Origin of the sequence: Pseudomonas fluorescens, from assembly GCF_001902145.1 — a bacterium.
Lineage (GTDB): Bacteria > Pseudomonadota > Gammaproteobacteria > Pseudomonadales > Pseudomonadaceae > Aquipseudomonas > Aquipseudomonas fluorescens_BV.
Window position 1 is genome coordinate 26014 of record NZ_MRST01000025.1, and the last position, 19999, is coordinate 46012.

12 protein-coding genes are annotated in these 19999 nt (G+C 61.4%); 4 read left to right on the top strand and 8 right to left on the bottom strand.

Annotated features, from left to right (window positions below; all coding sequences use genetic code 11):
• Positions 1 to 83 precede the first annotated feature (83 nt).
• On the bottom strand, positions 84 to 2072 hold the full coding sequence (locus tag BUE92_RS16725) for an alpha-1,4-glucan--maltose-1-phosphate maltosyltransferase (protein WP_073525068.1): 1989 nt from the start codon (positions 2070 to 2072) through the stop codon (positions 84 to 86).
• A 549-nt stretch (positions 2073 to 2621) separates the two neighbouring features.
• Between BUE92_RS16725 and BUE92_RS16730 the strand changes: the two genes are divergently transcribed.
• Positions 2622 to 3653: a M10 family metallopeptidase C-terminal domain-containing protein gene (locus BUE92_RS16730; RefSeq protein ID WP_073525069.1), complete on the top strand. Its 1032-nt coding sequence runs from the start codon at positions 2622 to 2624 to the stop codon at positions 3651 to 3653.
• A gap of 6 nt (positions 3654 to 3659) precedes the next feature.
• On the opposite strand, the gene BUE92_RS16735 is transcribed toward BUE92_RS16730, so the two are convergent.
• The gene (locus tag BUE92_RS16735; protein ID WP_073525070.1) at positions 3660 to 4157 is read right to left on the bottom strand and encodes an MgtC/SapB family protein; all 498 of its coding nucleotides are present in this window, start codon (positions 4155 to 4157) and stop codon (positions 3660 to 3662) included.
• A gap of 123 nt (positions 4158 to 4280) precedes the next feature.
• Here BUE92_RS16735 and BUE92_RS16740 point away from each other — a divergent pair, with 123 nt between their 5' ends.
• From BUE92_RS16740 to mapR, 3 genes are all read left to right on the top strand, one after another.
• A complete protein-coding gene (locus BUE92_RS16740; RefSeq protein ID WP_034127638.1) occupies positions 4281 to 4520 on the top strand; it encodes a DUF3203 family protein in 240 nt (79 codons plus the stop codon).
• Between the two features lie 184 nt (positions 4521 to 4704).
• Positions 4705 to 6114 carry a cytochrome c oxidase accessory protein CcoG gene (gene ccoG, locus BUE92_RS16745; protein WP_073525071.1) on the top strand — a complete coding sequence of 470 codons (1410 nt, stop codon included), beginning with the start codon at positions 4705 to 4707 and terminating at the stop codon, positions 6112 to 6114.
• A gap of 159 nt (positions 6115 to 6273) precedes the next feature.
• Complete coding sequence (mapR, locus tag BUE92_RS16750; RefSeq protein ID WP_073525072.1) at positions 6274 to 7683, top strand: GntR family transcriptional regulator MpaR; 1410 nt, start codon at positions 6274 to 6276, stop codon at positions 7681 to 7683.
• Here the strand turns inward: mapR and BUE92_RS16755 are convergent.
• From BUE92_RS16755 to BUE92_RS16780, 6 genes are all read right to left on the bottom strand, one after another.
• Positions 7680 to 8426, bottom strand: coding sequence for an SDR family oxidoreductase (locus tag BUE92_RS16755; RefSeq protein WP_073525073.1), 747 nt, complete (start codon positions 8424 to 8426; stop codon positions 7680 to 7682). The two genes, mapR and BUE92_RS16755, sit on opposite strands and share 4 nt — an antisense overlap.
• 54 nt (positions 8427 to 8480) lie before the next feature.
• Entirely contained in the window at positions 8481 to 10574 is a 2094-nt protein-coding gene (locus tag BUE92_RS16760; RefSeq protein ID WP_073525074.1) for a putative bifunctional diguanylate cyclase/phosphodiesterase, read from the bottom strand.
• A gap of 316 nt (positions 10575 to 10890) precedes the next feature.
• Positions 10891 to 12432, bottom strand: a complete 1542-nt coding sequence (locus BUE92_RS16765; RefSeq protein ID WP_081372192.1) for an efflux transporter outer membrane subunit — start codon at positions 12430 to 12432, stop codon at positions 10891 to 10893.
• The gene (locus BUE92_RS16770; protein WP_073525075.1) at positions 12429 to 15536 is read right to left on the bottom strand and encodes an efflux RND transporter permease subunit; all 3108 of its coding nucleotides are present in this window, start codon (positions 15534 to 15536) and stop codon (positions 12429 to 12431) included. Before BUE92_RS16770 ends, BUE92_RS16765 begins: the two co-directional genes overlap by 4 nt.
• Complete coding sequence (locus tag BUE92_RS16775) at positions 15533 to 18634, bottom strand: MdtB/MuxB family multidrug efflux RND transporter permease subunit (protein WP_073525076.1); 3102 nt, start codon at positions 18632 to 18634, stop codon at positions 15533 to 15535. Before BUE92_RS16775 ends, BUE92_RS16770 begins: the two co-directional genes overlap by 4 nt.
• Entirely contained in the window at positions 18631 to 19929 is a 1299-nt protein-coding gene (locus BUE92_RS16780) for an MdtA/MuxA family multidrug efflux RND transporter periplasmic adaptor subunit (RefSeq protein WP_073525077.1), read from the bottom strand. The genes BUE92_RS16775 and BUE92_RS16780 overlap by 4 nt, the downstream gene beginning before the upstream one ends.
• Positions 19930 to 19999: the final 70 nt, after the last annotated feature.

Sequence of the window (19999 nt, forward strand, 5' to 3'; positions counted from 1 at the left end):
CGGTGGTTCAGTGGATAGATTCATTGGCTGACACAACGCTTTCGCGAGCAAGCCCGCTCCCACAATTTCGATCCTCATCAGATTCAGGGTGTGCTGATGCGCCAGATCCCGAATGGCATCTGCGGCTCCAGCCGAGTCCATTGGGTCTTGCCGTACCAGGTCCAGCGGTGGCCGTTCATCAAGTCTTCGCCCTGGGTCTGGGCATCGTCGGGCAAGCCCATCTCCCACAGCGGCAATTCAAAGTTGGCTTCCTGGGCGTTGTGCGGGTCGAGGTTGACGGCGACCAGAATGAAATTGCTGCCGTCTTCGCTGCGCTTGCCGAAATACAGAATGTTGTCGTTCCAGGCGTTGTAGAGCTTGAGCCCCAGGTGCGTGTGCAACGCCGGGTTCTGGCGACGGATGCGGTTGAGCTGGGCGATCTCGGCGATGATGTTGCCGGGCGCGGTGAAGTCACGGGGGCGGATTTCGTACTTCTCCGAATCGAGGTATTCCTCTTTGCCCGGCACCGGCGCGGCTTCGCATAACTCGAAACCCGAATACATTCCCCACAGGCCCGAGCCCATCGTGGCCAGCGCAGCGCGGATCAGGAAGCCTGCGCGGCCGGATTCATGCAGGAACCCCGGGTTGATGTCCGGCGTATTGACGAAGAAATTCGGGCGATAGCACTCACGCCAGGGCGACTGGTTCAGTTGGGCAAGGTACTCGCTCAGCTCAGCCTTGGTGTTGCGCCACGTGAAGTAGGTATAGCTCTGGGAATAGCCCACCTTGCCCAGGCGCGCCATCATCGCCGGGGTGGTGAAAGCTTCGGCGAGGAAGATCACCTCCGGGTACTTGGCACGCACGTCGCTGATCAGCCATTGCCAGAACGGCAGCGGCTTGGTGTGCGGGTTGTCGACGCGGAAGGTCTTCACACCCTCTTCCACCCAGCCCACCACGATGTCCCGCAGCTCGGTCCACAGGCTGGGGATGGCATCGGCCGCATAGAAATCGACGTTGACGATGTCCTGGTACTTTTTCGGCGGGTTTTCTGCGTATTTGATCGTGCCGTCCGGGCGCCAGTTGAACCAACCCGGATGCTGCTTGAGCCAGGGGTGGTCCTGGGAGCACTGGATGGCGAAATCCAGGGCGATTTCCAGACCGTGGTCGGCAGCGGCCTTGACCAATCGGCGGAAATCATCGCGAGTGCCCAACTGCGGGTGAATGGCCTCGTGACCGCCCTCCTCACTGCCAATGGCGTAGGGGCTGCCTGGATCATCGGGGCCGGCGGTGAGTGAGTTGTTCTTGCCCTTGCGGTGGCTACGGCCAATGGGGTGAATCGGCGGGAAGTACAGCACGTCGAAGCCCATGTCATGGATCATCGGCAAGCGCGCGTGCACATCATTGAATGTGCCGTGGCGTGCGGGATCGTCGGTGATCGAGCGTGGAAACAACTCGTACCAACTGGCAAACTGCGCGGCTTCACGCTCTACATCAATCGGGTAGGCGGGGCTCACGCTCAAATAGGCACGATGGTCGGCCTGGGTCATCAGGTGTGCACTGTCTTCGTGCAGGAACAACGCCACCTGCTCGGTTTCCAGCAGGCTGGAAAGCTCGTGGTGCAACAACATCAAGCGGTCGCGCAGTTCGTTGTCACTGCGTTCGGCGGCCTGCAGTACCAGACTGCGGCCCTCCTGCAGCTCCAGGCTGACCGGCACGCCAGCTTCATGCTTCTTGCGCAGTTCGTAACAGAAGCTGGCAAAGGTATCGATCCAGGCTTCGATGCAGTACTCATGCCGCCCCTGGTGGGCGACGGTAAACGCGCCCTCCCAGCCATTGTTGCCAGTATCAAGCATGACCACGCTGTGCCAGCTTTCGTCTCCCAGCAGGCGCCAGCGGATCAACACCGCCAGTTGATCGTGCCCATCGGCGAACACTTTGCTGGTCACATGGACCCGCTGGCCAACCACCGCCTTGACGGCAAACTCGCCGTTGTCGATCACCGGCATGGTGCTTTCGATCGCGATCCTGGGTAACAGCAGCGCCTGCGACAACGGCAGCACGGAGTCTTCTGGAACCAGTGTTTCAGCAGTCATCGAGCATCTTCCCCTTACGCCCTGTGGACGCTCTTTGCTTGATACGAATTCAGAGACGGCGGCACTCTCCCTGAGCTGGGCCGTTTAAGGTCCGAGCCTGGGCGCTGCCCAAAAGTTCAGGTGGATATACCGCCACCGGGCGGGAATCATTTCCAGCAGGCAATGGTCCACCGATAGAGCAAAGCACAAACGAGGCCATACCCATGAGCATCCCGACACCTCCTGAACCCGAACATCCGAATATCGACACCCCACCATTGCCCCCGCCTGAACCGGAACGCGAGCCTGAACAGGAGCCGCCTGAAAACCAGCCGCCACCGGTGCAGGAACCGCCCACGACGATGCCGCCCGTTATTGCCTGATTCACAGACGCGCAAGCACTTGCCCGCGAACAAAATATCGCGGGCAAGCGCTACTGAGTTTTCCCACTTTCATCACGGACAATACCGAACTCCCCCGCTTGATGAACAAGATAGATTCAGTCTCCCGTACGCTGCCTCGCCCCCTTGCCGGCTGCAGACTATCTTGTCCGTTAAGCGAGTACCTTTTATGCGCACCTCACTACTGCCCCCGTTCTCGGCTGTTCACGGCATGCAACAACCGCCAGCCAACGATCATCAGGAAAAACTGAACGATCTGTTAAGGGCCGGCCCAAGTGCACTCATGCGCAGGAAGGAGCCTGACAGGCCCGCCCCTTCCAGGGCGCCGCAAACCTTTACCTCATCCAACCCTGCCCCGCCTGCGAACGTAGAGCCGAAGACGGCCGGTGCCGACGCCACCCAGCTTGCCGAACTTCGTGCGCTGACCAGCCAGCAGAACATTACCAAGATGCTGTGCGCGCCCAACTCACACGAGACCGCCGGGCAGGTGACCACGATCCGAAGCCTGTTGAGCACGGAAAACGTCAAATCCTTGCTGCACGGCCCGGATGCAGACGAAGCGCGTAAACTGATTACCGATGTGAAGGAGCGTTTAGGTCAATCAAGCCTGCAGATGATTCATGACCGATCCTCACATATCGAGGTCCCGGGCTTGAGCCTTGAAGAAATTCGCGAGCGTACCTCCACTCTTGATCCCGAGGCAGGTTTCAACTGCGCTATACAAATCGAGCGTGATCTACGCGTTGAGAAGCTGTCTGCCATACAGCGAATGCGGCAAAGTACGCCTCTGGCTTCAGCCCTCTTCGATATCGGCAAAGAGGCGGACCTCGGCGACCCGCCCGCTCAACCGGATAATCCACCGCCCCCGGCAGAAAGCCTCAAACACAGCAACAATGCCAGGAATGACAAGGGTCAGACCTTCACCTTCCGTAATACCCGCGAATCAAGCTTCGACGCACCTGAGCAAGTGATGGATTTTGACCACCACAGAGACAAACTCGATGTATCGGCAATCAGAAACCAACTCGGCAACACTCCATTGAAATTGGTAGGACACTTCTCGGGAGCCAGTAGCGAGGTACAGATTCACTATAGCCCGGCCAACAATACGAGCGTGGTGATGATTTCCGGCAACCCGGGAGAGCCGCCCTTTGTGGTGAAAACCTTCGGTGAGGTGAAATATGGCAACCTCATCACGTGACCCGCGTCATTCATCCTTCTCCAGCAGCTTGACGATCCGTGGCATCACACTGAATACCGCCAGGGCCAGTAGCGTACTGAGCACCGCCGTCGATTCACGCCCCATCCCTGCCGCAACCCCAATGGCGGCGGTCATCCACAACCCGGCCGCGGTGGTCAGGCCCTTTACATGCTGGCCCTCTTCGTCTTCCTTGCCCTTGAGGATGGTGCCAGCGCCGAGGAAGCCAATGCCCGCGATGACCCCTTGAACCACACGGCTCATGGCATCTGCCTGGTTGCCGGACATCTGCGGCACCAGCACGAACAGCGCGGCGCCCAGGGCCACCAGCATATGGGTGCGCACCCCGGCCGCCTTGCCCTTGTGTTCACGCTCAAACCCCAGGATGCCGCCGAGGATCGCCGCGATCAGCAGGCGCACGGTCACTTGGGTGAGTTGCCGGGCATCGCCAATGTCTGCGAATTCGGCTTGCAGGGTTTGCCATACTTGATGCCACCAGGCGTCCATGGATACGCTCCTTTTTATTATGGATAGATGAAGAATGGACAGCGCAGACCGCCAGTCAGTTGCCTGGAACCCGTGCGCATGGCGGCCGCCTAACGCTGCATAGCCCACAAAACGGAGATTGTCATGACCGTACGCATCGAAAATCATCTGTGCTACTTCACGCTCGACGACAACGGCCAGGAACAAAGCCTGCCAGCCACCCGGGTGACCATCCTTACCGATCACGATAAAGCCATGTCTTATCTGGAACTGGCAGGTTCACGCATCTACATCACCGAAGCCGAGGCGGACGCGCTGACGGTTGAAGGCGCAACCGATGGCCGTGAGCATGTAAAGGCGGACCAACCTGGTTCGGTGATTTAATTGATCTGTATCATCGGACCCGCTTAATCCCTGCACCCCTATGCCCATGGGGTGCAGCAGATTGACGCACAAGAATGCGCCAAGCCGATCTGATCCGCTTTTTATCACGCCACCTGAGTCTGTTATGCAAACAGCCTGTCGCCCATAGTTCGCCGGCCTGATGGAGGCTGATGAGCGAACGACCATGAGCGAACGAATCCCAACCGTGGAAACCTTTGAGCCCATTCACCCAAAGAAGGTGAAGGCCAAATCCAGCGACAACCTGATCCATACCCGCAGCTTTACCGGCCTGTTTCGCACCTTGCGCGTGGGCGGTGCAGGCCTGCTGTTCCTGGCTTTTTTCGGCACCGTGTGGCTGAACTGGGGTGGACGCCAAGCCGTACTGTGGGACCTGGCCGAGAGCAAGTTCCACATTTTTGGTGCGACGTTCTGGCCCCAGGACTTCATCCTGCTCTCGGCGCTGTTGATCATCTGTGCCTTCGGTCTCTTCGCGATCACGGTGTTTGCCGGCCGCGTCTGGTGCGGCTACACCTGCCCGCAAAGCTCGTTCACCTGGCTGTTCATGTGGTGCGAGAAGGTGACCGAAGGTGAGCGCAACCAGCGCATCAAACTGCAGGCCGCCCCATGGAGCCTGAACAAGCTGGCACGGCGCTCGGCCAAACACGCATTGTGGCTGGGTATCAGTGTGTTGACCGGGCTGACGTTTGTGGGCTATTTCACCCCGATCCGCCCCTTGGCCGCCGAACTGTTGACGTGGCAGATCGGCGGCGTGAGCCTGTTCTGGGTGCTGTTTTTCACGAGCGCCACCTACATCAATGCCGGTTGGCTGCGCGAAGCGGTGTGCATGCACATGTGCCCCTATGCCCGGTTCCAGAGCGTGATGTTTGATAAAGACACGCTGACTATTTCCTACGACACCGCCCGCGGCGAGCATCGTGGCCCGCGTAAACGTGACGTGCAGCCAGCCGAGGTTGGCCTTGGCGATTGCATCGATTGTCAGCTGTGCGTGCAGGTTTGCCCCACGGGCATCGACATCCGCGACGGCCTGCAAATGGAATGCATCGGCTGCGCAGCCTGCATCGACGCCTGCGACTCGATCATGGACAAAATGGGCTACGCCCGTGGCTTGGTCAGTTACACCAGTGAGCATCAATTGCAGGGCGGCAAGACTCACCTGCTCAGGCCACGCCTGATCGGCTACAGTGCCGTGCTGGTGGTGATGATCGCGGCGTTGGTGGTGGCGCTGGTTGAGCGGCCGATGGTGTCGCTGGATGTGACCAAAGACCGAGGTATGTTCCGTGAAAACAGCCAGGGCTTGATCGAAAACATCTACAGCCTCAAGGTGATCAACAAGACCCAGCAACGCCAGGACTACCGCCTGGAACTGGTGGATGCCGAGGGGTTCCAGCTGCAAGGCAAGACCCAGGTCAGCCTGGCTGCCGGGGAAATTGTCGATATACCGGTGTCGGTAGCGTTGCTGGCGGACACACCGGCCAGCAGCTCTCAAACCCTGCGCTTTAAAGTCACTGATGTGGATGAGCCTTGGATTTATACCGCTGCCGACAGTCGCTTCGTTGCGCCCTTGAATCGCTGAACAACGATAGAGATCAACTGTAGGAGCGAGCTTGCTCGCGAAAAACTCACCGTCGCCGCGTTCATTCAGGAAACACGCGTTATCGTTGACGTTTTTCGCGAGCAAGCTCGCTCCTACAGTTTGCCCTGCGTACACATTCAAAAAGCTAATTAGGTCGCCATGAAACGCTACGAAAAATTTGCCGACGACATCGCCGAACTGATCCGCTCCGGCGTCCTCGGCCCCGGCCAGCGCGTGCCATCGGTACGCTATGCCAGCCAGGCCTACGGCGTCAGCCCGTCCACCGTGTTCCAGGCCTATTACTTGCTGGAGCGTCGTGGCCTGATCAGGGCACGCCCGCGTTCTGGCTACTTCGTCAACACCCACGCGCCGAGCCCGTTTTCCGAGCCGGTGGTGAGTGAGCAGGTGCATGAGTCCACCGATGTAGGCGTCAGTGAGCTGGTGTTCTCGGTACTGGACTCCATCAAAGACCCCAACACCGTGCCCTTCGGCTCGGCCTTCCCCAGCCCCATGCTGTTCCCGCTGCCGCGCCTGGCCCGCTCCCTGGCCAGTGCCAGCCGCGACATGGACCCACGCCTGGTGGTCACCGACATGTCGCCAGGCAACCCGCAACTACGCAGGCAGATCGCCCTGCGCTATATGGTCGGCGGCCTGATGCTGCCGATGGAAGAGTTGCTGATCACCAACGGCGCCCTTGAAGCACTCAACCTGTGCCTGCAGGCCGTGACCGAACCGGGCGACCTGGTCGCCATCGAAGCGCCGGCGTTCTACGCCTGTTTGCAAGTGCTTGAACGCCTGAAGCTCAAGGCCGTGGAGATCCCGGTGCACCCACGCGACGGTATTGACCTGAACGCCCTGGCCCAAAGCCTTGAGCGCTATCCGATCAAGGCCTGCTGGACCATGACCAGCTTCCAGAACCCCATGGGCGCCACGCTGCCTGAAGAGAAAAAACAGGCGCTGGTGGAACTGTTGCGCAGCCACCAAGTGCCGCTGATCGAAGATGATGTCTACGCCGAATTGTATTACGGGCAACAAGCCCCAAAACCGGCCAAGGCCTTCGACACCGAAGGGCTGGTGATGCACTGCGGCTCCTTTGCCAAGAGCCTGGCGCCGGGTTACCGCGTGGGCTGGGTCGCCGCCGGGCGCTTCGCACAGAAGGTCGAGCGGCTGAAATTGATGACCTCATTGTGCCCGTCGATGCCGGCGCAGGCGGCGATTGCCGACTACCTGCAACATGGCGGCTATGACCGGCACCTGCGCAAACTGCGCTACGCCCTGGAAGAACAGCAAAGCGCCATGCTGGCGGCCATCGCTCGTTATTTTCCGGCGCAAACACGGGTCAGCCAGCCAGCGGGAGGCTATTTTTTGTGGTTGGAACTGCCGGAGCAGACCGACTCGCTGAAATTGTTCCAGATGGCCCTCGCCCAGGGCATCAGCATTGCACCGGGACCGATCTTTTCCGCGACCCAGCGGTTCAAAAACTGCATACGCTTGAACTATGGCAGCCCTTGGAACGAGGCCTCGGAAAAGGCCATGGAAACGCTTGGGCGGATTGTGCGGTCGTTTTAACGGCCGCCGCCCAGGTCGATAAACGTGCCGGTGGAATACGACGCCTTGTCCGACAGTAACCAGATGATCGCCTCGGCCACTTCATCCGGGCGCCCGCCACGCGCCATCGGGATACCGGACTCCAGCTTGCTGACCCGGTCCGGGTCGCCGCTCAGGGCATGGAAATCGGTAAAGATATAGCCAGGGCGCACGGCGTTGACGCGAATGCCCTCGCCCGCCACCTCCTTGGACAGTCCCAGGGTAAAGGTGTCCAGTGCGCCCTTGGAGGCGGCGTAGTCGACATACTCACCCGGCGAGCCCAGCCGCGCCGCCACCGACGATACGTTGACGATACTGCCGCCCTGCCCGCCATGCCGGGGCGACATGCGCAATACCGCGTGCTTGGCACACAGGATCGGACCCAGCACATTGGTCTTGAGGATTTTGAGGATACGAAACTCGGACATCTCATCGAGCCGCGACTTATGCCCCACGGTGCCGGCGTTATTCACCAGCGCGGTGACCCGGCCCAGCTCCGCATCAACGCGATTGAACAGGCCGATCACTTCATCCTCGCTGCTGACATCGGCCCGCACGGCAATTGCCTGGGCGCCCAGCGCGCGAACCTGATCAAGTACACGGTGAGCAGCGTCTTCGTCAGACTGGTAGTTGATGCAGATGCGATAGCCTTGGCGAGCGGCGAGCAATGCCGTCTGGGCGCCGATTCCACGACTGCCCCCCGTGATGATGACGACTTTGTCCATGGCTGCGGCCTCCCGATTCAACCGAATGTTTAGGGTTGGATCCAAGAATACCTGTCACTGACTGCTTTTGTCAGGCGCCGCCTGTTCGGCGCCCCGGATATTCGCCATGAAGCTATCGGCCGGCAGTGGGTGCCCCAACAAGTAACCTTGCAAGGAGTCACACCCCAGGCGGGTGAGGAAGTGCTGCTGCACATCGGTTTCCACCCCCTCGGCGACGATCCGCAGGCCCAGGGCCTGGCCCAGGGCCACGATGGCCGAGACGATGGCCGCGTCGTCGCTGTCGTGTTCCAGGTCCCGCACAAAACCGCGGTCGATCTTCAGCTCGTTGGCCGGCAGGCGCTTGAGGTACATCAGGCTGGAGTAACCGGTGCCAAAGTCATCGATGGACAGGTCTACCCCCATGTCCGAGAGCTGCTGCAATACCGTCATGCTTGCATCAGCATCGCTCATGGCGGTGGTCTCGGTGATTTCCAGCGTAAGGCTGTTGGCCGGTAACTGGTGCCGTTCCAGTGCAGCCGCTACGCTGCTCACCAAGCCCGCATGGCAGAACTGCAACGCTGACAGGTTGACGGCGATGCGCCAGTGCTCATAGCCCAGGGCGTACCACAGACTCATTTGGCGACAAGCTTCATCGAGTACCCATTCGCCGATGGGAATGATCAGCCCGGTTTTCTCCGCCAGTGCAATAAACGTAGCGGGCATCAGCAAGCCCTGGTGCGGATGCTCCCAGCGCAACAGCGCTTCGGCCCCCACGGCAAGACCACTGACGGCGTCGAACTTGGGTTGGTAATGCAAACGAAATTGCCCCTGCTCAAGGGCAAAGCGCAGGTCCTGTAGCAATTGCAGTTGTTTGCGCGCATTGGTGTTCATCGACACATCGAAAAAGCTGTAGCCATTCTTGCCCATGCCCTTGGCGTGATACATCGCCGCGTCGGCGTTCATCAGCAGTTCCTGGGGGTTGCTACCGTTGCCCGGGAACATGGCGATACCGATGCTGGCCGAGATCTGCAACTCATGCTCGGCCACCGTGAACGTGCGGTTGATCAAGCTGACCTGGCGTTCGGCCAGGCCCATGGCGTCATCGGGCTGGGTGAGTTGCACCAGCAACACGAACTCATCGCCGCCGATGCGGGCCAGGGTATCCTGGCTGCGCAAGTCCTCGCGCAGGCGCAAGCCGACCTCGCGCAGCAACTGGTCGCCCAGGTGATGACCAAAGGCATCGTTGACCGGTTTGAAACCATCCAGGTCGATAAACATCAAGGCAAAGCAACCGCCCCGCTCGTGCACCGCCTGGATGCCTTGTTGTATGCGATCTGCCAGCAAGGTGCGATTGGGCAGGCCTGTGAGCATGTCATGCAGGGCCAGGTGGGTGAGTTCCTGATTGGCCAGGGTCAGGGAATCGGCGAGTACGGCGGTGCGCGCTTCCAGGCGCGCATCCAGCACCGAGGTCAACAGCGCAATGACCAATACCGCCAGCGAAGTGACCAAGACCAGGTTATCCAGGCCCTTGCCGCTCAGGCCCGTCAGTGCGGCGCCGCAGAAGCTGTCATCGGCAAAGCGCGCCGCAGCCATCCCGGTGTAGTGCATCCCAACGATGGCCACGCCCATCACCAAGCCTGCGCCGCCCCGAGCCAGACGCACATAAGGTGTGTTGCGCCGCAGGTTGAAGGCGATCCACAGCGCGGCGCCGGAAGCCACCACCGCAATCACCAGCGAAGCGCCGAACAAGGCCGGGTCGTAGTCGATGCCCGGGGTCATGCGCATCGCGGCCATGCCGGTGTAATGCATGCTGGCGATACCGGCCCCCATCACCAGCGCGCCAAATGCCAGTTGCCAGGCCGGCAAGCGAGGCTGGCTGACCAGCCATAACGCGAAGCCGCTGGATAGCACGGCGATCAACAGCGAGAACAGGGTTATGCCCACGTCAAACCCGAGGGCAAACGGCAGGCGCAGGGCCAACATCCCGATAAAGTGCATGGACCAGATGCCCACGCCCATCGCCACTGCGCCGCCAGTGATCCATAGGTAAACCGCCCGCCCCTTGGCGGTCGCGATACGCCCGGCCAGGTCCAAGGCGGTGTAGGACGCCAGGATGGCAACGCACAGGGAAATCACGACAAGGGAGGTTGAATAGCTACCGATCAGCATGGGACGTCTCGCAGGCGACCGGCGCAAAAGCCCGTGCCGGGTGGCAAATCGGGCGATTGTAGCGAGTATGAATCTCGGGTAGGTGATTAATTAACCCATTGACCATTGCGCAGTTTTTGGCGTCAATCGGCTGGCTTCATCAGGGTGTTTTCCAACGACGTCACGGACATCAAAATGCGGGGCGGTCTGTAGGAGCGAGCTTGCTCGCGAAAAACTCACAGGCGCCGCGTTCATTCAGCAAGCACGCGTTATCGTTGACGTTTTTCGCGAGCAAGCTCGCTCCTACAGAAGGCGATCAGGATGCGTGTGTAGCCGGTTACTCCTTTTCAGCCAAGGATGTCTGGCCGTCCCAGCCTCCGCCCAACGCTGCGATCAACTGCACACTGGCCACCAGCCGCGACTGCAGCAAGGTCAACACGGTACGCTCGTTGCTCAGCGCCGTCGCCTGCACCGTGACCACATCCAGATAGGCAATCAACCCGGCTTTGTACTGGTTTTCGGTCAAGCGCAAGGATTCACGCGCCGATTCCAGCGCTTCATTGCTGACCACCGCCTCATCGGCGAGCACCTTGAGCTGGACCATGTAGTTTTCCACCTCACGGAAACCGTCCAGTACGGTCTGGCGGTACTTGGCCACGGTCTCGTCATAGCTGGCCACGGTGCGGTCGACTTCCGCCGAGCGCTGGCCGCCATCGAACAGGGTCATCGCCAGCTTCGGCCCTACCGACCAGAAACGGTTCGGCAGGCTGATCCAATCTTCATAGGTGCTGCTGGAGTAGCCCCCCGCCAAGCTCAAGGTCAGGTCGGGGTAATAGGCAGCCTTGGCCACGCCAATATTGGCGTTGGCGGCGATGACCGAGCGTTCGGCCGAGGCGATATCGGGGCGACGCTCCAGCAACTGGGACGGCAGGCTCACCGGTATCTGCGGCAGCGCCGGGATGTCTTTGCTCACCGCCAAGTTGAAGTTGGCCGGGGCCTCGCCGATCAACACCGCAATGGCGTTTTCCAACTGGGCACGCTGCCAGATCAGATCGATCAGGCTGGCCTGTGTGGTCTTGAGCTGGGTTTGCGCCTGGGCAATGGCGTCCTTGCCGGCCACACCGGCGCGGTATTGGTTTTCGGTCATTTTCAACGAGCGCTGATAGGTCTCCAGCGTCGCTTGCAGCAGGCGCGTCTGTTCGTCCATGACGCGCAGTTGCAGGTAGCTCTGCACCAGTTCCGATTGTTGGCTCAGGCGCATCGCGGCCAAGTCCGCGGAGCTCGCCTCGGCGCTGGCTTCGTTGGCCTCAAGGCCACGGCGCAACTTGCCCCAGATATCGGCTTCCCAACTCACGCCCAACTGGGCGTTGAGGGTGTCGCGGATACCGCTGCTGGAACTGCTGAGGCTGGCACTGCTGCTGCCGGTACCCTGGCTGGCGCGGGTCTTGCCGACGCTCAGGTCAACGCTGGGGTAAAACGCCCCGCGTGAACTGCGTACCAGGGCCTGTGCCTGGCGAAAACGCGCTTCGGCCTGGGCGACGGTCTGGTTGGACGCGTTGAGGCGCACCACCAGATCATTGAGTTGACGGTCACCGTACAGCTCCCACCAGGCGCCGCGGGCCAGGGAGTCGCTCGGGTTGGCCTGGCGCCAGCCCTGGGCCTCCTTGAACTGCACCGGCTCGATGACGTCCGGGCGTTTGTAGTCAGGGCCGATGGCGCAGGCGCTGAGCAACATGGCCAAGCCCACTGTAGGCGCGAGCTTGCTCGCGAAGGCCGTCAACGATAACGCGTTCATTCTGGTTGAGCGCGGCGTCTGGGCCTTTTTCGCGAGCAAGCTCGCTCCTACAGGGGTTGCAGGAGCGTTGGTTGAGTCGGTCATAGCGCAGTGTCCAGGGCAGCATCGGTACGCACGCCGCGCCAGGCATTGAAGCGATGACGCGCGCGGTCGAGGTAAAGGTAAACCACCGGGGTGGTGTATAGGGTCAGGATCTGGCTGAACACCAGGCCGCCAATGATGGTCAGGCCCAGCGGGTGGCGCATTTCTGCGCCGTCGCCACTGCCGAGCAACAACGGCAAGGCACCGAGGATCGCGGCCAGCGTGGTCATCAGGATCGGCCGCAGGCGCAACAGGCAGGCGCTGCGGATCGACTCCAGCGGGCTCATGCCATCGTTGCGCTCCAATTGCAGCGCCAGGTCGATCATCAGGATCGCGTTTTTCTTCACCACGCCGATCAACAGGAACAAGCCCAGCAGGGAGATCAGGCTGAACTCGCCCCCCAGCAGGTAGATCGCCAACAACGCACCGACACCGGCCGACGGCAGCGTAGACAGGATGGTCAGCGGGTGAATGTAGCTTTCATACAGAATACCCAGCACCAGGTACACCGCCACCAGCGCGCCGAGAATCATGAACGGCTGGCCTTTCTGGGTCGCGGCGAACGCGTCGGCAGTGCCGGCCATCTTGGCGATCACGTCCTCGGGGAGCCCGACCTTGGCAATTGCACGCTCGATGGCTGCCGTGCCCTGCTCCACCGTGACCCCGGGCGCCATGTCGAAGGCAATATTCTCCGAAGCAAACTGGCCTTCATGGCTGACACGGTCGTCGGCCAGGCTGTTTTCATAATGGGCAATGGTCGACAACGGCACCCGCGCGCCGTCGGCGGTGATCACCTGCATCTGGTTGAGGGTGATCGGGTCCTGGGCGTATTTGGGGTTGACCTCCATCACCACCTGGTACTGGTTGAGGCTGTCGTAAATGGTGGAAATCTGCCGCTGGCTGTAGGCGTTGTTGAGCACCGCCGTGACCATGTCCATGTCGATGCCCAGGCGCTTGGCCTGGTCGCGGTCGACAATCAACGTCACCTGGGCCGCGCCGCGGCCTTCGCGGGCGTCGATGGCGGTCAGCTCCGGCAACTCACGCATCGCCGCCACCACTTTCGGGTACCACAGGCGCAACGCGGCCAGGTCGCCGCTTTGCAGGATGTAGGAATATTGCGCGCTGGTCTGGTCGCGGCTGCCACCAAACTGCAGGTCCTGGTCGGCCATCAGGAACAAGCGCCCGCCCGGCACCAGCGGTACATCCTTGCGCAGGCGCTCGATCACCGCCTGGGCAGAGATCTTGCGTTCGCTGATCGGTTTGAGGCGCACCAGCATCACTGCGTTGTTAGTGCCTTGGTTGCCACCGATAAAACCGGCCACGCTGAGCACCGCCGGGTCCTTGAGCACCGCCTGGCGAAAGATCTCCATCTTCGGCTGCATGACGCTGAACGACAGGCCATCGTCACCGCGCACAAACCCGATCAACTGGCCGGTGTCCTGCTGGGGCATGAAGGTTTTGGGCACCACCACGTACAGCGCGATATTCACGCCCACGGTGACCAACAGGCTGAGCAAGGTCAGGCGCCGATGACGCAGCACCCAATCCAGGCTGGTGGCGTAGCCGGCGACCATGCGGTCGTTGACCTTCTGGCTCCAGCGCTGCAAACCGGTTTGCTGGTCCTTGACGTGGGGCTTGAGCCAGCGGGCACACAGCATGGGCGTCAGGGTCAGCGACACGATCAGCGAGACGATGATCGCCGCCGACAAGGTGATGGAAAATTCACGGAACAGGTTGGTAACAATGCCGCCCATGAACAGGATCGACAGGAACACAGCCACCAGCGACACGTTCATCGACAGCAAGGTAAAGCCGACTTCCTGGGCGCCCAGGTAGGCGGCTTTCATCGGTGGCACGCCCTCGTCGATGTGCCGGGAAATGTTCTCCAGCACCACGATGGCATCGTCCACCACCAGCCCGGTGGCGAGGATCAGCGCCATCAGCGAAAAGTTGTTCAGCGAAAAGCCGTACAGGTACATCACCGCGAAGGTGCCCACCAGCGACACCGGCACCGCCAGGGTCGGGATCAGCGAGGCACGGAAGTTACCCAAGAACAGGTACACCACCAGGATCACCAGCACCACGGCAATCAGCAGCGTCATCTCTGCCTCATGCAGGGTGGCGGTGATCACTGGCGAGCGGTCCATGGCCAGGCTGAGCTTGACGCTGGACGGCAACACCGCCTGCAACGCCGGCAACTGCGCCTTGATCTGCCGCACGGTTTCGATGATGTTGGCGCCGGACTGGCGGTTGATCACCAACAACACCGCCGAATCATTGTTGAAGAAGCCGCTGTTGTAGCGGTCTTCCACCCCATCGGTGATCTTCGCCACGTCTTTGAGACGCAGGGCCGCGCCATCCTGATAACGAATCAGCAGGGGCTCATAGTCCTTGGCTTTCTCCAACTGATCGTTGGCCTGGATCTGCCAGTTGCGCTCGCCGTCTTCCAGGGAGCCTTTGGGCCGGCGCTGGTTGGCATTGGCGATGGTGTTGCGCACATCGTCCAAGGCAACGCCGTACTGATCGAGGGCCTTGGGTTCCAGCTCGATGCGCACCGCCGGCAGCGAACTGCCGCCGATCTGCACTTCGCCCACACCCGGCACCTGGGACAGGCTCTGGGACAGGATGGTAGAGGCCAGGTCGTACAACTGGCCCTTCTGCAACACGTCGGAGGTCAGCGACAGCACCATGATCGGCGCCTGGGACGGGTTGATCTTCTTGTAGGTGGGCATGCTGCGCATGCCACTGGGCAGCAGGTTGCGCGACGCGTTGATGGCCGCCTGCACTTCCCGCGCCGCGCCGTTGATGTCGCGGTCGGAATCGAACGCCAGGATCACCCGGGTAGAGCCCTGGCTCGACGAACTGCTCATGGTGGTGATACCGGCAATCGCGCCGAATGAACGCTCCAACGGCGTGGCCACCGTAGACGCCATCACCTCGGGGCTGGCGCCGGGCAAGCTGGCCGAGACCACGATCACCGGGAAGTCGATCTGCGGCAATGGCGACACCGGCAACAAATTGAAGCTGACGCCACCGAGCAACATGATCGCCAGGCTCAGCAGCATGGTCGCGACCGGCCGGCGGATGAAAGGTCCGGACAGATTCATGGCTCAACCGGCTCCAGACGTTGCGGCTCTTTGCGCCAGCGCCGGCCAAGACGATCGAAGTACAGGTAAATCACCGGCGTGGTGAACAGCGTCAACACCTGGCTCAACAACAAGCCACCGACCATCACCAGGCCCAGGGGCTGGCGCAGCTCAGCACCGGACCCGCTGGCGAGCATCAACGGCACCGCACCGAACAAGGCGGCCAGGGTGGTCATCAGGATCGGCCGAAAGCGCAACAGCGCGGCCTGGTAGATCGCGGTCTGCGGGTCCAGGCCCTGGTTGCGTTCGGCATCGAGGGCGAAGTCGATCATCATGATCGCGTTCTTTTTCACGATACCGATCAGCAGGATGATGCCGATGATCGCGATCATGCCCAGGTCATTGCCACTGAGCAGCAACGCCAGCAAGGCCCCCACCGCCGCCGACGGCAAGGTCGATAGGATAGTGATCGGGTGGATGTAGCTCTCATAGAGCACACCGAGCACGATATACATGGTGACCACCGCCGCCAGGATCAACAGCAACGTGCTCGACAACGAAGCTTCGAACGCCTGGGCCGCGCCCTGGAACTGGGTTTGCACGCCCACTGGCATGCCGATGTCCTTCTGGGTCTGGTTGATCAGTTCCACGCCTTTGCCCAGCGCCACGCCAGACGCCAGGTTGAACGACATCATCACCGCCGGGAACTGGCCGATATGGGCAATTGCCAATTGCGCCTGGCGCTGTTCCACATGGGCCAGGCTCGACAGCCGTACCTGGCCACCGTCGGTGGTTTTCACATGGATCTGGTTGAGCGCGGCCGGGCCGAGGGTTTCGCCGGACTGGGCCTGCAACACTACCCGGTACTGGCTGGCCTGGGTGTAGATGGTGGAAATCTGCCGCTGGCCGAAGGCGTCATACAACGCATCGGTGATGGTCGAAACGCTGACGCCCAGACGCGAGGCCGCATCGCGGTCAATCACCAGGTACACCTGCAAGCCCTTGTCCTGCAGGTCACTGGCGACGTCGGTAAGTTCCGGCAATTGGCTGAGGGCGTGTACCAACTTGCCGCTCCATAACGCAAGCAACTCGGCGTCCGGGGAAGACATGCTGAACTGGTACTGGGTACGGCTGACGCGGTCCTCGATGGTGAGGTCCTGCACCGGCTGCATGAACAGGCGGATGCCCACCAGCTTGTCGATTTGCGGTTGCAACCGAGTGATCACTTGCGCGGCGCTCAAGTCGCGCTGGCCGTGGGCCTTGAGGTTGATCAGCAAGCGGCCGCTGTTGAGCGTGGCGTTATCGCCGTCCACACCAATGTAGGACGACAGGCTCTCCACCGCTGGGTCGGCGAGGATGATCTTCGCCAGTTCCTGCTGGCGCTGGCTCATGGCCGCAAAGGAAATCGATTGCGGCGCCTCGGAAATACCCTGGATCACGCCGGTGTCCTGCACCGGGAAAAAGCCCTTGGGCACCACCAGGTACAGCACCACCGTAAGCCCCAGGGTGGCGATCGCCACCAGCAACGTCAGCGGCTGGTGCTTGAGCACCCATTGCAGCTTGCGGCCGTAGGCTTCGATCAGCCAGTCAATCCAGGCGCCGCTGGCCTTGTAGAAGCGGCCCTGCTCTTCTTCCTTGGGTTCGCGCTTGAGCAGGCGTGCGCACATCATGGGCGTCAGGGTCAGGGACACCACCAGGGAAATCAGGATCGCCACCGCCAGGGTGATGGCGAACTCGCGGAACAGCCGCCCGACCACATCGGCCATGAACAGCAGCGGGATCAACACGGCAATCAGCGACAAAGTCAGGGATACCAGGGTGAAACCGATCTGCCTGGCGCCCTTGAGCGCGGCGGCCATCGGCGTCTCGCCTTCTTCGATATAGCGCGAGATGTTCTCCAGCATCACGATGGCGTCGTCCACCACAAACCCGGTGGCGATGGTCAGGGCCATCAGTGTCAGGTTATTGATGGAGAATCCGGCCAGGTACATCACGCCAAAGGTGCCCACCAAGGACAGCGGCACGGCGATGGACGGAATGATCGTGGCGCTGACCCGGCGCAGGAACAGGAAGGTCACCATCACTACCAGAGCAATAGCGATCAGCAATTCGTGCTGCACATCCTTCACCGAGGCGCGGATAGTCTGGGTGCGGTCGGTGAGCACCGTCACGTCCAGGCCGGCCGGCAGATTGTCGGTGATGCTCGGCAGCAGGGCCTTGATGCGGTCCACCACCTCGATCACGTTGGCGCCCGGCTGGCGCTGGATATTGAGCAGCACGGCCTGGTTCTCGTTGGCCCAGGCGGCGAGGCGCTCGTTTTCGGCACCGTCGACGATCTGCGCCACATCCTTGAGCCGCAGCGGGGCGCCATTGTTGTAGGCCAGGATCAGTTCGGCATATTGCTGGGGCGAGACCAACTGGTCGTTGGCGTCGAGCATCGACACGCGGGTGGGGCCGTCAAAGTTACCCTTGGGCTGGTTGACGTTGGAGGCGGCGATCAGGGCGCGTACGTCCGAGAGGTTCAAGCCATTGGCCGCCAGGGCCTCGGGGTTGACCTTGATGCGCACGGCCTGGCGCTGGCCACCGGCGATGCTGACCATGCCGACGCCGCTGATCTGCGCGATTTTCTGCGCCATGCGCGTGTCGACCAGATCATTGAGTTTGGGCAGCAACATGGTCTTGGAAGTGATTGCCAGGGTCAGCACCGGGGTATCCGCCGGGTTGACCTTGTTGTACACCGGCGGCGCCGGCAGATCCTTGGGCAACAGGTTGGTGGCGGCATTGATCGCGGCTTGCACCTGTTGCTCGGCGACATCCATATTGATGTCGAGGTTGAAACGCAGGGTCAGCACCGAGGCGCCGCCGGAGCTGGTGGACGCCATCTGGGTCAGCCCGGGCATCTGCCCGAACTGGCGCTCCAGCGGTGCGGTGACCGCGCTGGTCATCACATCGGGGCTGGCGCCGGGGTACAGGGTCATCACCCGGATAGTCGGGTAATCCACTTGGGGCAACGCCGACACCGGCAGCAGGCGGTACGAAATGATGCCGGCCAGGACAATGGCCAGCATGCTCAGCGTAGTGGCGACCGGGCGAAGGATGAACAGGCGCGACAGGTTCATGAGCCGACCTTTTGCGCCTTGCCGGCGTCAGCGCCGGTCTCCCCTTTTGCTGCCGGCTTGCCTTGCAGGTGCTCGGTCGGGGTGGTAGGCACCTCGCTGCTGGCGTTGACCACTTCGATCTCGCTGCCGTCCTTGAGGCGGTCGGTGCCTTCCAGCACCACGCGATCGCCGGCCACCAGGCCCTCCTTGATCACGGTATTTTCGCCATCGGTGTCACCCACCACCAGCGGCTGGACCTTGACCTTCTTGTCGCCGTCGAGCTTGTAGACAAAGGTGCCATTGTTGCCGAACTGGATCGCCGCGGATGGCGCCAGCACCACGTTCTTCAAGGTATCGGCCAGCAGGTGCACATTGACGAACTGGTTGGGGAACAGCGCCTGGTCCTTGTTATCGAAACGCGCCTTGAATTTCAGGGTGCCGGTGGTGACGTCAATCTGGTTGTCCAGGCTTTGCAGTACACCGACCGCCTGCTTTTTCACGTCGCCACGGTCCCAGGCTTCCACTGGCAACTTGTTGCCGGCGTGGTAGCGGGCCAGCACGGTTTCCAGGGTATTTTCCGGCAGGGTGAAGGCCACGCTGATTGGCTGGGTCTGGGTGATCACCGCCAGGGCGGTGGTGTCGTTGGCTGCAACCAGGTTGCCGACGTCAAGCTGGCGCAAACCGACGCGACCGCTGATGGGCGCGCGGATCCGGGTGAATTCCAGGTTGAGCTTGGCGTCGTCCACCGCGCCCTGATTGGTCTTGACCGTGCCCTGGTATTGCAAGACCAGCGCTTCGGCGGTGTCCAGGGTTTGCTTGGCGATACTGTCCTGGGCGTACAGGTCACGATAACGCTGCACATCGACCTGGGCGTTCTTCAACTGGGCCTGGTTCTGCAGCAAGGTGCCCTGGGCCTGGAGCAAGGCGTTCTGGTAACTGCGCGGGTCGATTTCTGCCAGCAGGTCACCGGCCTTGACCATTTGCCCTTCCTCGAAGGCGATCTTGACCAACTCGCCGCCCACCCGGCTGCGCACATTAATGGTGTTCAGCGCAGTGACCGTACCCAGCGCCTTGTAGTACACCGCAAACTCCCCCTGCACCGCTGGCGCCACACGCACCGGCACCGGCCCGGTGGAACCGCCGAAGCCCGGGCGCGCCATGCCGGTCTTGCCCGTATGCCCCGCCGGAGCGTCTTTATGGGCCGCGCCACCGGGCCAGAATTTCCAGCACAGGCCGGCGATAACCAGCAGCACGAGCAGGCCAAACAGCCAGCGGCGGGAGTTGCGGGAGGAGGATTGCATGGAGTGATCAACCATTGGGGGTGAGAGCTTCTTCTTCGGGAGGCTGAAAGATAAGCACTGGGGTGCGTTTAGAAAAGCACCTTTA

Excerpts from the sequence above, each read along its gene's own strand:
- BUE92_RS16725 (WP_073525068.1), bottom strand. The coding sequence starts at position 2,072 with ATGACTGCTGAAACACTGGTTCCAGAAGACTCCGTGCTGCCGTTGTCG.
- BUE92_RS16730 (WP_073525069.1), top strand. The coding sequence starts at position 2,622 with ATGCGCACCTCACTACTGCCCCCGTTCTCGGCTGTTCACGGCATGCAA.
- BUE92_RS16735 (WP_073525070.1), bottom strand. The coding sequence starts at position 4,157 with ATGGACGCCTGGTGGCATCAAGTATGGCAAACCCTGCAAGCCGAATTC.
- BUE92_RS16740 (WP_034127638.1), top strand. The coding sequence starts at position 4,281 with ATGACCGTACGCATCGAAAATCATCTGTGCTACTTCACGCTCGACGAC.
- ccoG (WP_073525071.1), top strand. The coding sequence starts at position 4,705 with ATGAGCGAACGAATCCCAACCGTGGAAACCTTTGAGCCCATTCACCCA.
- mapR (WP_073525072.1), top strand. The coding sequence starts at position 6,274 with ATGAAACGCTACGAAAAATTTGCCGACGACATCGCCGAACTGATCCGC.
- BUE92_RS16755 (WP_073525073.1), bottom strand. The coding sequence starts at position 8,426 with ATGGACAAAGTCGTCATCATCACGGGGGGCAGTCGTGGAATCGGCGCC.
- BUE92_RS16760 (WP_073525074.1), bottom strand. The coding sequence starts at position 10,574 with ATGCTGATCGGTAGCTATTCAACCTCCCTTGTCGTGATTTCCCTGTGC.
- BUE92_RS16765 (WP_081372192.1), bottom strand. The coding sequence starts at position 12,432 with ATGACCGACTCAACCAACGCTCCTGCAACCCCTGTAGGAGCGAGCTTG.
- BUE92_RS16770 (WP_073525075.1), bottom strand. The coding sequence starts at position 15,536 with ATGAATCTGTCCGGACCTTTCATCCGCCGGCCGGTCGCGACCATGCTG.
- BUE92_RS16775 (WP_073525076.1), bottom strand. The coding sequence starts at position 18,634 with ATGAACCTGTCGCGCCTGTTCATCCTTCGCCCGGTCGCCACTACGCTG.
- BUE92_RS16780 (WP_073525077.1), bottom strand. The coding sequence starts at position 19,929 with ATGGTTGATCACTCCATGCAATCCTCCTCCCGCAACTCCCGCCGCTGG.